Origin of the sequence: Catenulispora pinistramenti, assembly GCF_018274385.1 — a bacterium.
Taxonomy (GTDB): Bacteria; Actinomycetota; Actinomycetes; order Streptomycetales; family Catenulisporaceae; genus Catenulispora; species Catenulispora pinistramenti.
On the sequence record NZ_JAAFYZ010000283.1, the window covers coordinates 1 to 11,963 of the forward strand.

Genomic DNA, 11,963 nt, shown 5'->3' on the forward strand with positions numbered 1-11,963 from the left:
CCGGGAGGGTCACGCAGGTCAACCCCTCGCAGCCCGGAGCCACGGCCCCGACCCTGACCTCCGCCGCCACCGCCCTGCTCGCCCAGACCCGCGTGACCCTCCCGCCGGCCGCGCAAGCCGATGTCCGCAGCGGCCAGGTCCACGACAGTGTCCTGAACGTCCTGCTCACGCTGGCCCAGGAACACGAGCTGACGGTCAGCGTGGTCCGCTCCGGCCACCCGATCGACGTGTTCGGCACCACCCGCCCCAGCGACCACCCGCGCGGCCGGGCAGTTGACGTATGGCGAATCGACGGCAACGCTGTCGTGAACCCCGCGACTCCGACCGCCCTCGTCGACAACCTCATGCGCCGGGCGGCCGCACTCGGCTCCTACAACGTCGGCGGACCCCGGCAGCTGTCGGGCCCGCAGTTCTTCAGCGACCAGACCCATCACGACCACGTGCACATGGGATTCACCACATGAGCCTTCTGACATCCCTGCGAGCCCACGCCACCGCGCTCGGCACGCTCGAGCCGGCGGTCCGCGACGACGCCCCGGACGCCGTGCACCAGATGCGGGTCGCGGCGCGGACGCTGCGCGCGAACCTGCGCACGTTCGCCGACGTCCTGCCGGGCACCAGGCGCCGCGCCGCGCTGATCGGGGAACTGGGCTGGCTCGGCGACGCGCTCGGCCCGGCGCGCGAGGCCGAAGTGCTGTCGGCGCAGGTGCTGGCCCTGTTGGAGCGGACACCGCCGGAGTACGTCCTGGGTCCGGTGCGGCAACGGGTCCAGGCGGTCTTCGAGCTGGAGCGGGAATCAGCCCTCGGACTCGTCGGCGACGCGCTGGACTCGCCCCGCTATCGCAGACTCCTGAAAGACCTCGACGCCTACGTCGCGTCGGTGAAGCCGGACACCGACGCCGACCTGTCCCGCCTGCACCGGCGCGTCCGCACCCGGATGCGCGCCGCGCTCCCCATGCCGCACGGCGCGGACCGCGACATCGCGATGCACGAGGCACGCAAGGCCGCCCGCAAGGCCCGCTACGCCGCCGAGGCGCTGGGCCGGCCGGCCAAGCCCATCAAAGTCCTGCAAGACGTGCTCGGCGAGGAGCACGACCGGGTGGTCACCTCCTGCGCACTCTCCGACCTGGCCGCCGGTGCGTACCAGGCCGGAGAGAACGCCTTCACCTATGGCGTGCTGCTCGGACTGGTGCGCTGCGACTCCCGGGACTTCGACCGGCGGATCGACGCCGCGTGGCGGAAGGCGAAGCCGAGCCTGCGGGCCGGGCGGTGCCGGGGTTAGGAACAGACCCCGAATATGCCCTCGCCGGGTCAACCCGATGATCTAGCACTAACGCCAGGCCACCTGCACGGAACGTATCCGAGTCCTGACAGGTGAACCTTTGCGTTTCCTGCGATCTACAGGGATTGCCCTGTAGCGAAGGCCCGGAATCGGCGTCACAGTGTCGGTGACCACCTTCCCCCACGACCTGGAGGTTCCATGTCGTCCCAGCGCCGTCTGCGCTTGTCCTGGACGAAGCGCGTCGCCGTGGCCGTCGCCGCCACCGCGTCCGCCGTCACCGTGACCGTCATCGCCAGCCCCGCCGCGAACGCGACGGTGTACAACTCCTGCACCGTCTCCGGCTGCTCGGACGCGGTCTCGGCGAACTCGATCTGGTCGTCGATGAACTACCCGAGCTCGCGGGGCTGGTACAACTGGCCCGACGGCGAGTGCAACTACGCCGGCGGCACCTACTACAACGACGACGGCCAGCTGCCCTCCGGCGACAGCTTCCAGGAGTTCGACGTCTACCCGCGTTCCTGCGGCGCCCACCGCGACGCGGTCCGGATCGTCGTGGACATGAACAACGGCGAGGTGTGGTACTCGCCGGACCACTACAGCGACTTCTACCAGCTGTAGGGATTACCAGCTGTAGGGATTACCAGCTGTAGGGATCGGTTCTCAGGCTCGCGCCGCCGCCATCGACAGAGGCGGTGGTGCGAGCCTGTTCGGATTGGGGGTAGCGCGAGCCTGAGTGATTCGGTTCGGCCGCTATTCGGTTTCGGTTTCGGTTTCGGCCCCAGCCCCAGCCCCAAGCCCGAGCGAAGCGACAAGATCTTCCATCTCGTCGCGATACACAGCCGCCGGATCATGCGCGAGCGCCCGGAGGTGGCCGTAGATCTCCAGCGCCACCAAGCCGTGCATGCGCCCCCACACCCGCAGCGTCAGGGCGAGCGCCTCGGGTGGCAGGCCGGGGAAGTCCGCCTGGGCGTGGGCCGCGAGTACCGGATCGAAATCAGTCCACTCATAACGTCGGCTGTCCGACTGGAGCGCGGCGGCCGTGGGCCAGGCGGCGGCGACGAGGTCGAGGAGCCCGGTGCAGGCACGTAGCTCGGCTTCCTTGCCGGCCCCTTCCTCAGGGGCCTGATAGCCGGGCACGGGGTCGCCGTAGACGAGGCGGAAGCCCTCGGGGTTTTCCAGTGCCCACCCCCGCATCGCCAGCGCCCAAGCCATGATCCGCGCCCCGGGGTCGGCGTCGGAGACGGCGTCGCGGGCGGACTCCGCGGACGCCACCGCCGCCGTGTAGACGTCGCCGATCAGGGTGGTGACCAGGTCGTCGCGGGTGGCGAAGTAGCTGTAGACCGCACCGGCCGTCATCCCCATCTCGCGGGCGATGGCCCGCAGCGCGATGGCGTCGGGGCCGCCGGCGGCCATGAGTTCGAGCGCCGTCGCCTTGATCTCCGCGGTCGTCTGCTCACGGAGGCGGGCGCGACGGTTCGGGGGCTGCTGCTCGCTCACGGTTGACACTCTACAGGGTTGGAGTACTGTACGGCGTGCCTTATATTGAACGCCGTGTAGTAATTTAACGGCAGTCGCTCACCAGCGCTCACCAGCGATCACCAGTCGCTCACCAGTCGCTCAACGGAGTGTCGATTCGATGGAAAAACACCGACTGCGCCTCGGCCTGCTGGCCTTGACGCAGCTCATCGTGGCTCTCGACTACAACATCGTGTACGTGGCCCTGCCCGACATCGGAAGGAAGTTGGGCTTCACCCCGTCGTCCGTGCAGTGGGTGGTGAGCGCCTACGCGGTCGGGCTCGGCGGACTCCTGCTCTTCGGCGGACGGGCCGTGGACCGGCTCGGCGCCCGCCGGATGTTCATGGCCGGACTGGCGATCTACGGCGTCGCCTCACTCACCGGCGGCCTGGCGACCGGCTCCGACCTCCTGGTCGCCGCCCGCGCCGTCCAAGGCGCCGGCGGAGCGTTGCTGACGCCGGCCACCCTCACGCTCATCTATCGCGGATTCGCCGAGGGCCCGGAGCGCAACCGGGCCCTCGGCGTCTGGGGCATGGCCGGCAGCGCGGGTCTGGCCGCCGGTTCCCTGCTGGGCGGGGTCCTGACCAACTACCTCGGCTGGGAATGGGTGTTCTTCGTCAACGTCCCCCTGGCCCTCGGCTGCGTGATCGCCGCCCCGATCCTGCTGCCCGCGGATCCCGTCCCCAGCTCCGGCGGCTTCGACGTGCCGGGCGCGCTACTGGCCACCGCCGGCTCGGCGCTGCTGGTGTTCGGGCTGGCCAGCGGCACGGACGCCAGCTGGGGGACGCTGCGCGGCGGCGGGGCGCTGACCGCCGGGCTCGTCCTGCTCGTGACGCTACTGGTGGTGGAGGCCCGTACCCGCGAACCGCTGATCCCGCTGCGGTTGGCCCGCAGCCGCGGCCTGGCCACCACGATGATCGTGATCGCGATCTTCCAGGGCACACTCGGCGGCGGCTACTACATCCTCACCTCCTACCTGCAACCCGTCCTCGGCTACAGCTCGCTGAAGGCGGGACTGACGTTCCTGCCGCTCACCACGGCCTGCATGATCGCCGCCCTGAAGCTCACCCCGGCGCTGCTCGGCCGATGGGGGATCCGCAGCACGCTCGTCGTCTCCACGATCGGGACCGGCGTCGGCATCGCCATCCTGGTCGCGGGCACCACGCCGACCGGCGGCTTCTGGACGTTGCTGCCCGGCAGCATCGTGTGGGGGCTGTTCGGCGGCGTCGCCTTCGTCACCCTGTTCGCCTCGGCCGGCTCCGGCCTCGCCCCGCACGAACAAGGCGTCGCGTCGGGACTCGCCAGCAGCACCAAGGAGATCGGCGGCGCGCTGGGCCTGGCCTTGTTCGTCGCCATCGCCACCGGCTCATCCGACCGCCTCGCCGCCCTGCACACCGCCGGGTGGACCGCGGCCGTCATCACCGTCGTCGGCGGCCTGATAGCCCTCGCCCTGGAACCGTCCCGGCCCGTATCTCAACAGTCTGTAGACCCCGAAATCCTCGAAGGAGCAAACCTGTGAACCCCACCGATCTGATCCCTACCGACCGGATCCCCACCGACCTGATCAGCAGCTACCTGGAGATCTGGAACGAGCGCGATGGCGACACCCGCAGAAAGCTGATGGAGTCAGTGCTCAGCGACGACTCGGTTTACAGCGACCCCGATTACGCCGGCTTGCAGGGCCACGCCGCACTCTCGGCAGCGATCGACAAGGCGCAACAGCAGTTCGGCGACCTTCGATTCACCCTGGGCACCGTGCTCGGCATGCACCACGATCAGGCACTTTTCACCTGGGAACTGGGGACTGTGGCCACCGGCTACGACGTCGTGGAGTTCACGCCCGGCGCCGACACCCGCATCCGCCGCGTTGTGGGGTTCTTCGGATGAGTCGCGACGAGAACGGATGGGCCGCCACCTGGACCGCCTCGCCGCAGATGCCGGGCGCGGGGTTCGAGCCCAACTGGTCCGAGGCGGGCTTCGCGGACCAGACGGTCCGCCAGACCGTCCGGCTGAGCATCGGCGGCGACGCGCTGCGGATCCGGCTGTCCAACCGGTATGGGACGACCCCTTTGCGGGTCGCGGGTCTGAGCGTCGCCTTGCCCGTGGGGATGGGAGGCGCCGGGGTCAAGCCCGAGACGGTGCACGCGGTGACGGTCGGCGGTGATTCCGGCTTCGTCATCCCGGCCGGCGGGGACGTGAGCACCGACGGCGTCGCGCTGGGCACCGAGGCGTTCGACGCGGTGACCGTCACGATGTACCTGGCCGAGCCTTCGGGCCCGGCGACGTGCCACGCACAGGCACTCGCGACCAGTCACCGGGCCTCGGGCGACCGACGTGCTGACGACGATGGCGCTACGTTCACCGAGACCTCCGGATCCTGGTACTTCCTCAGCGGCATCCACGTGGCCGACGAACGGGAAGGAGCCACCGACTACGACCACGGCCTCGACCACGACCACGACCACGACCACGACATCGACATCGACCACGGCATCGTCGTCCTCGGCGACTCGCTCACCGACGGGACCGGCGGCACACCCGACACCGACCAGCGATTCACGAACCTGCTGGCGCGGCGGCTGGCGGCGGCCGGACGGCCCCGTGCCGTACTGAACCAGGGCATCGGCGGCAACCGGGTGACGATCGACTCGGCCTGGCTCGGCGAGCGCGCCCCGGTCCGGCTCGGGCTCGACGTGCTGCCGCAGCCCGGAGTGGGCACCGTCGTGATCCTCGCCGGGATCAACGACATCGGGATCAGCGAGCTGGCAGGAGACTCCCCGTTCCCGGTCCTCAAGCCGTACACCGAGGTCACGGCCGAGGAGGTCATCACCGGGTACCGGGACATGATCCGGCGCGCCCACGCCGCCGGGCTGCGGGCAGTCGGCGCGACCCTGCTGCCGATCCGCGGCTCGGCCTACTCAACCCCGCGCAGCGAGGCCGAGCGCGAAACGATCAATGCCTGGATCCGCGAGTCGCGGGAGTACGACGCCGTCATCGACCTCGCGCGAGCCATGGGCGACACCTTGGATCCCGCCCACGACTCCGGCGACCATCTGCATCTCAGCGACGCGGGCTATCGGGCGATGGCAGCCGCCGTCGATCTCAGCCTGCTGTGAACTGAGCCGGCTGTGAGCCGAGGCCGCTGTGAACGCGGCCCGCTGTGAACGGAGCCAGCCCTGAACCAAGCTGACTCGGTCTGACACCGGCCGGTCGCCGCCGCGCACGCCTGCGTCGAGCATGGCCTGCGCGCGGTGCCGGCCGCTACCGAACCGGTTCTCGAACCGGTTCTCGAACCGGTTCTATGTGTGTCGCGTGTCCGGTGGTGACATCGACGGAGAGAGCCCGGTGCGCGTAGCAGGTGTTCGCCGCCGCGACGAGCAGCGAGGTCGCCTTCTCCTCGTCAATCGTGCCGCTGAGGAACAGGTGCGTGTCGACCGCCCGGGCCTCGGCCTTCTCGCCGTCGCCGGAGAAGCTGCTCGCCTGAACCAATCGTGGGGAGCTGAGTCCCATCCGGCGCACGTCGGCGTAGCGGCACAGCTGGGTGTGATAGCAGAACGCGGTGCCGATCGAGAAGTAGGACAGCGGGCTCGGGGCCTGCCGGTTCGCACGGTCGCTGACAAGCGCCCAGCTTTCGGAGGTGGCCAACTCGGGGAATCGGACCGTCGCCGTGACCGTTCCGGATTCGAAGTCGTAGTGGCCCTTGGCTTCCACGTGCCACCCGATCGCCCCCGATTGGTCGTCGCCGGCCACCGTGGTGCTGTCCGTCCCCGGACGCGTGGTCAACACAGTGCGCGTGCTGTCGTCACCGTCCGCCGGCGCCGGACGCGACGCATGACGTCTGAAGGGGTCGGGCTGCGCATCGGCCTTGGACTGCGGGACACCGGAGACGGGGATCGCGCGCCCGTTGGTGTAGAGCGCGAAGGTGCCCTCCTTGCCGATGGCCATGGCCGCGTTGGCGGGAGAGGACCGCAAGGCCCGATCGACGAGGGAGACGATCCGATCCCCGGGCTCGTCCGTGCCGACTCTGAACTCCCAGGCGAGGTCGAATACCAGCCCGACGGCCTCACCCCGGGCGAAAGATCCCTGCGAGGCGAACCCTTGGGACACCTTCACTTCCAGGTCTGCGAGCCGCACCTGCTCCGCCGCTGCCAGGCCGGCGATGCGGGAAGTGACGTCGCCGTGCAGGCCGGCAGCCCAGTGCGCGAGGGGGGCCGGCGCCAGACCCGTACCGCGCAGGTACTTTCCCTCGTCCGCGGCAAGGCGCCACACCCGCCCGGTCGTGAGATCCTCGACCAGCCCTTCCTTCTGGAAGCGGCCGAGGCCCATGACCTCGCACCGGAAAGAGTTCTCCCGGCGCGCGTTCTCGTTCGGTGCGCCGTCGGCCCCCTCCGCCGCCACGAAGGCGAGGGGGTAAGGGGATTCGTCGAGGCCGGACGATGTCTGGTCCGGCACCCTGACTGTATTCACGGCGATGTCTGGATTCACGGCGATGTCCCTTCGTTTTCTCGATCTCGCATGCGGTGTCGGCGTGCGCCGGCTTCCCGGTAGAACTCCAGGAGTTCGGGCCGGTCGACCGCGTCCTTCTGCACGGCTGCGGTAAGGCCCCGCAGGATGTTCTTGACCGGAACCTCGAGCTTCTTGCCGGTGGGCGTGTGCGGTATCCCCGGTGCCTGAATCACTTCGTCGGGGACGTGCCGCGGCGAGACCCGGTCGCGCACCGCGGCTCGGATCGCGGCGGCGAGGTCGTCGTCGAGCCGCCGCCCGCCGGTGAGGGTCACGAAGATCGGCATCCAGTAGCCGCCGTCGGGTTCTTCGATGCCGACCACGAGCGCCTCACCGACTTCGGGGAGGTCCTCGGCCGCCTGGCAGATGTCGGCGCTGCCCATGCGGATGCCGTGCCGGTTCAAGGTGGCGTCGGAGCGGCCGTGCACGATCACCGAGCCGCGGCGGGTCACCGTCACCCAGTCCCCGTGCCGCCAGACCCCGGGGAACTGCTCGAAATAGGCGGCGCGGTAACGGCTGCCGTCCAGGTCGCCCCAGAAGCCGACCGGCATCGACGGCATCGGTGCGGTGAGGACCAACTCGCCCACCTCGTCGGTCAGCGACTCGCGGTCGGCAGACCAGGCGTGCAGGTCCACTCCCAGGCAGCGGACGGCGATCTCCCCGGCCCGGATGGGCACCGTGGCCGCGGAGCCGGCGAATCCGCTGACCACGTCCGTCCCGCCGGTCGTCGAGCCGATCAGGACCTGCGGGCCGAGTTCCGCGGCCGCCCACCGGTGCAGCGGTGCGGTGAGCACGGATCCGGTGCACCCGACCATGCGCAGGGCGGCGAGATCGAAGCCGGCGGCCGGGTGCAGCCCCGCGTCGCGGGATGCGCTCAGGTAGCCGGGGCTGACCCCGAGGTGGGTGATCCGGCCGCGCTCGGCGACTTCCCACAGCGCGCGGGCGGTCGGGGCGCCGTCGAAGCAGTGCACGGTGGCTCCGCGCAGCAGTCCCCCGACGCGGAGGTTCCACAGCATCCAATTCAGAGTCGTGTACCAGAAGAACTGGTCGCCCGGCCCGACGTCCAGGTGCAGGCTCAGGGTCTTGAGATGCTCGATGACCACCCCGGCATGGCTGTGCACGATGCCCTTCGGCGGGCCGGTCGTTCCCGAGGTGAACAGCACCCACAGCGGGTGCTCAGCGGGCACCGGAACCGGCGACGACCGCCGCCGCCCCGCGGGCGAGGAGACGGCCCGCACCCACTCGACACTGGCCCCGGCCCTGGCGTGCCCTTCGCCGACGAGCACGGTCGCGCACAGATTCGGCAAGCCCTCGCGCAGGGCGAGCACGTCCGGGGTGCGGTCGACCCACCGCCCTCGATGGTGATGGCCCGCGGCCGCGATGAGGCAGGTCGGGTCGAGCTGGGCGAGCCGGGCCCGCGCGGCGTCCCCGGCGAGGTCTGTCCCGCAGCCGGCCCAGATCGCGCCGAGACTCGCCGCGGCCAGGAAGGCCACGATCGCCTCGGGACAGTCGGGCAGGTACCCCGCGACCCGGTCGCCCGCCCGGACGCCCAGTCCCTCCAAGGTGGCGGCGAGTCCCGCGACCTGTTCCTCCAGCTCGGTCCAGCTCAGCGCCCGGCTGATCCCGGTCTCGTCGTGGCCCACAACCGCCGGGCCGGTACGCGGGGTCCGGAACACCTGAGCTGCGTAGTTGAGGCGTCCGCCGGGGAACCGTATTCATTCAGATCTGAAGATCAGGAGCTGATCCTGACAGGACCTGCCTGAAGCCTGACGGGGTCTGTCTCGTGGCGTCGGGGCTGGAGTCACTGTTGGGCGGGTATCTGCAACCTGCAGCAGCGGCAGATACTGGACCGAGCTGGCTGTAGGGTGCGATCGTGACCACGGCTTGGCGCGACCTCAGCCAGCACCAGCGGTGCGCTCTGGCTGCGGCGTCATCGGGAGACGGCTCTGGTCTGCCTTGGATCCTGGACAGCTGGGACCCGTGGTGGCAGCCGGACGACCTGGCAAGCTACACCGAGAAACTCGCAGCGGCGGTCAGCGCGCTCGTGGCATGCGGCCTCGTAGTCGTGCACGACGGGATGCTTGCTGGCGATCCGGTCATGCCGATCGAGGCCATCGGCCGTGCCACAGCCAATCCGCGCAACTGGTTCTACGACGACGAGGGCTTGGAACAGGTGCTGTGGGTCACCACGACCGACGCCGGAGATCGCGTCATGGCGGAAGCACCGTCGGCCGAGGCCATGCGGTACTACGACCCGCGAAGCTATCTCAGCGAACGACGTAACACGCCGCTCGACCACGGCTGAGTGGCCCCGATACGGTGCCGATACCGGCGTCGCTCTATGACTGTTGCGCCGCACCCCGCACCTTAACGATCGGGCGGCAACAGTCAGGCGAACTCGATCGATGGCATCCAGGGCTGGCCGGTGATCGCCTGGCGGATCGCGTCGAAGGCACCGAGGCCGTGCTTGATCGCGGTGACGATGTAGGAGCGGACGGCGAGCCAGTTCTTCGCGCCGGTGGCCGAGGCGTGGCAGCCGGAGATCTTCAACTGGGTCTTGACCGGGCGCAGGTCTCGCTCGGCTGCGTTATTCGTCGCTGGTACTGCAAGGCCGACGGTGAAGCGCAGGTACTGGTCCTTGTAGTCGCGCAGGCGCAGCAGCAGGTTCGTCTCCATACTCTGCTTGTCGGACTGCGGGTTCACCGGGTGATGGTGCAGGCCGACCTGGATCGCGGAGTTGTAGTAGATCAGCCAGCGGCGCAGCCGTTCGGGCGGGATGTGATCGAGTCCCTCGCTCCTGGCCGCGTCCGCCACTTTGATCATCTCGGCCAGGGACCAGCGGATCTGCGGGGCCCAGATCTGGCCGGGGAACCTCTCGTCACACGCGGTGAGCTCGCGAATCACGTGGGCACAGCACAGTTGGTGGTCGGCATCCGGGAAACCGCGGTACAGCCACAGCGCGTCGTGGACCATGGTGCCGGTGAAGTTTGGCAGCACCCCGCCGGCCGCGGCACCGGCCTTCGACCGGGGCGCGAGGGTAAGCAGCGTCAGCTTGTTGGTGCACGCCACGTGCAGCCAGGACTTCTTGCCCGCGACGTTGGTCGCGGTCTCGTCGGCGTGCAGCACCGACGCCAGGATCAGCAGCGCCATGATGAGCTTGTTCGGGGCCTCGACCAGGCCGGCGACCTTCACCAACTGCGAGGCGATCCAGCCGGTCGAGGGTGCAGCGCCGGTGACATCGCGGATCAGCTTGGCCGCGCGTTCGACCGGGACATGCTGATACGCCAGCAGATACACCGCCAGCGTCGCCAACTGCGGCCCGTAATACGGGCAGTCCGGAACATCGTCCGGGACCTTCGCGGCGGTGACCTGCCCGCAGCCGCAACGCACCCGATGCCAACGAGTCTCGGTGATCTGCACGCTGATCGGCAGGATGTCGTGGCACTGGCGGCGGGTGAACCCGACCGAGGCCTTCGGTAGTGCCGACCTGCAGCCGCCGCACTCCGGCGGGAACTCGTCCAACTGCTGGTCCGGGCGCTCCACCAGCTTCAGCGACATGCCCGGGGCACCAGGCTCCTTGCCGCGCGGTCGCCCCGAGCTGGGCTTCTTACGCCGCTCGGGTTTCACGAAAATATCTGAAGACGGCGGCATCGAGGAGTTCCCCGAGTTCCGGCCTAGCCGGGACTCCAGGTCACGCACCTTGTCGGTCAGCGCTACGACTGTGGACTTCAGATCCTCGATCTGCCGCTGTTGCAGGGCGAGCAGTGCGAGCAGGTCCTCCCGCGACAGCGACTCCAGCCCCGACAACACGAGACAGAACCCTGTCACAGATCAAGCAGGTCCCGCCACCATCAGATCCTGACCTTCACATCTGAATGGATACGGGGAACCAGCGGGTCTGCGGCATCGGCGCGCCGTCGGTGACCGCGTCGGGTCGCGTTTCCCACGCCAGCTCGCAGAACTCGGCCACGGCGCTCCAGAAACCTGCCGTGTCCTGCACCGACCACCGCCACATCTGCTCGTAGGGCGCGTCGGATGGCGGGCCGCCACGTCCACCGGCGAAGCGGGCGAACTCGGTGATCGCCGCTTCGGCGGTCGCACGGGCCGAGGGCATCCAGACCGGCGTGGTCTCGTCGTGTCTCATGAATCGCCCTGGATCACCGATGACGAGCAGATCGCCGAGTTCACCGCCGATCTCACCGCCTCCCCACATGTCGACGCCGAGATCTTCCCCGCGGCAGGACACTCCATCGACTACCACAGAGGTGGCGCGGCGTTCCAGGTCCAACAGCTGTCCTTCGCACTCAACTGCGCCGCCCGCCGCATCACCCGGACATCTGACCCGGAACCAGGATCTGACCCGGAATCAGGATCTGACCCGGACCCACGATCAACGGTGCGACCTTGAGCTGGGACGTTGGTCCGGAAGCGTTCGTCGAACGCCAGGTCGGGCAGGTCGAGCTCGGATATCAGAGCGCTGAGAGGACCCCGCTTCGTCGCGGCAATCTTGGGCGTGAGCAGGACTGATCCGCCATTTAAGCAGACCGATGCTCAGGGCATCAGCCCGGCGGCGACCGTCGCCCCCAACTCCCAGCACAGCTCCAAATCAGCCTTCGAAGCCTCCCCGGTCACCGTCACCGGCCGGAACATCCGCTCCCACCCC

Annotated in this window: 12 protein-coding genes and 1 pseudogene; 7 read left to right on the top strand and 6 right to left on the bottom strand. The window is 69.3% G+C overall.

Translation table 11 applies throughout. From position 1 onward, the window contains the following. From KGQ19_RS43595 to KGQ19_RS43605, 3 genes are all read left to right on the top strand, one after another. Positions 1-464: hypothetical protein (locus KGQ19_RS43595; RefSeq protein ID WP_212020642.1), on the top strand; the 464-nt coding region annotated here is incomplete at its 5' end. Next, entirely contained in the window at positions 461-1,282 is an 822-nt protein-coding gene (locus KGQ19_RS43600; RefSeq protein ID WP_212020644.1) for a CHAD domain-containing protein, read from the top strand. The genes KGQ19_RS43595 and KGQ19_RS43600, both read left to right, overlap by 4 nt. A 198-nt stretch (positions 1,283-1,480) precedes the next feature. Beyond that, positions 1,481-1,900: a ribonuclease domain-containing protein gene (locus tag KGQ19_RS43605; RefSeq protein WP_212020646.1), complete on the top strand. Its 420-nt coding sequence runs from the start codon at positions 1,481-1,483 to the stop codon at positions 1,898-1,900. 132 nt (positions 1,901-2,032) lie between these two features. On the opposite strand, the gene KGQ19_RS52375 is transcribed toward KGQ19_RS43605, so the two are convergent. After that, complete coding sequence (locus KGQ19_RS52375) at positions 2,033-2,779, bottom strand: TetR/AcrR family transcriptional regulator (RefSeq protein ID WP_212020648.1); 747 nt, start codon at positions 2,777-2,779, stop codon at positions 2,033-2,035. 139 nt (positions 2,780-2,918) lie between these two features. Between KGQ19_RS52375 and KGQ19_RS43615 the strand changes: the two genes are divergently transcribed. Genes KGQ19_RS43615 through KGQ19_RS43625 form a run of 3 tightly spaced genes read left to right on the top strand, consistent with a single transcriptional unit; the run spans position 2,919 to position 5,913 of the window. Continuing rightward, entirely contained in the window at positions 2,919-4,316 is a 1,398-nt protein-coding gene (locus KGQ19_RS43615; protein WP_212020650.1) for an MFS transporter, read from the top strand. After that, the gene (locus KGQ19_RS43620) at positions 4,313-4,684 is read left to right on the top strand and encodes a nuclear transport factor 2 family protein (RefSeq protein WP_212020652.1); all 372 of its coding nucleotides are present in this window, start codon (positions 4,313-4,315) and stop codon (positions 4,682-4,684) included. The genes KGQ19_RS43615 and KGQ19_RS43620 overlap by 4 nt, the downstream gene beginning before the upstream one ends. After that, positions 4,681-5,913 carry an SGNH/GDSL hydrolase family protein gene (locus KGQ19_RS43625; protein WP_212020654.1) on the top strand — a complete coding sequence of 411 codons (1,233 nt, stop codon included), beginning with the start codon at positions 4,681-4,683 and terminating at the stop codon, positions 5,911-5,913. The genes KGQ19_RS43620 and KGQ19_RS43625 overlap by 4 nt, the downstream gene beginning before the upstream one ends. A 145-nt stretch (positions 5,914-6,058) precedes the next feature. Here KGQ19_RS43625 and KGQ19_RS43630 read toward each other — a convergent pair whose 3' ends face one another. Together KGQ19_RS43630 and KGQ19_RS43635 are read right to left on the bottom strand one after the other, a co-directional pair. After that, entirely contained in the window at positions 6,059-7,249 is a 1,191-nt protein-coding gene (locus KGQ19_RS43630; RefSeq protein WP_212020656.1) for a hypothetical protein, read from the bottom strand. A 29-nt stretch (positions 7,250-7,278) separates the two neighbouring features. Next, complete coding sequence (locus KGQ19_RS43635) at positions 7,279-9,015, bottom strand: acetoacetate--CoA ligase (protein WP_307856691.1); 1,737 nt, start codon at positions 9,013-9,015, stop codon at positions 7,279-7,281. Positions 9,016-9,173: 158 nt separating this feature from the next. On the opposite strand from KGQ19_RS43635, the gene KGQ19_RS43640 reads away from it, so the two are divergent. Then, positions 9,174-9,605: a hypothetical protein gene (locus KGQ19_RS43640; RefSeq protein WP_212020660.1), complete on the top strand. Its 432-nt coding sequence runs from the start codon at positions 9,174-9,176 to the stop codon at positions 9,603-9,605. An 83-nt stretch (positions 9,606-9,688) separates the two neighbouring features. On the opposite strand, the gene tnpC is transcribed toward KGQ19_RS43640, so the two are convergent. The 3 genes and pseudogenes from tnpC to KGQ19_RS53180 all read right to left on the bottom strand — a co-directional run. Beyond that, positions 9,689-11,110, bottom strand: a complete 1,422-nt coding sequence (tnpC, locus tag KGQ19_RS43645; RefSeq protein WP_212020662.1) for an IS66 family transposase — start codon at positions 11,108-11,110, stop codon at positions 9,689-9,691. A 55-nt stretch (positions 11,111-11,165) separates the two neighbouring features. Continuing rightward, positions 11,166-11,588, bottom strand: a complete 423-nt coding sequence (locus KGQ19_RS43650) for an acetyl-coenzyme A synthetase N-terminal domain-containing protein (protein ID WP_212020664.1) — start codon at positions 11,586-11,588, stop codon at positions 11,166-11,168. Positions 11,589-11,851: 263 nt separating this feature from the next. Next, positions 11,852-11,963: pseudogene (locus KGQ19_RS53180) on the bottom strand (flavodoxin); the annotation flags it as partial.

What these genes read in the sequence shown, in the direction of transcription:
- KGQ19_RS43625 (WP_212020654.1), top strand. Translation starts at nt 4,681, where the DNA reads ATGAGTCGCGACGAGAACGGATGGGCCGCCACCTGGACCGCCTCGCCG.
- KGQ19_RS43605 (WP_212020646.1), top strand. Translation starts at nt 1,481, where the DNA reads ATGTCGTCCCAGCGCCGTCTGCGCTTGTCCTGGACGAAGCGCGTCGCC.
- KGQ19_RS43600 (WP_212020644.1), top strand. Translation starts at nt 461, where the DNA reads ATGAGCCTTCTGACATCCCTGCGAGCCCACGCCACCGCGCTCGGCACG.
- KGQ19_RS43615 (WP_212020650.1), top strand. Translation starts at nt 2,919, where the DNA reads ATGGAAAAACACCGACTGCGCCTCGGCCTGCTGGCCTTGACGCAGCTC.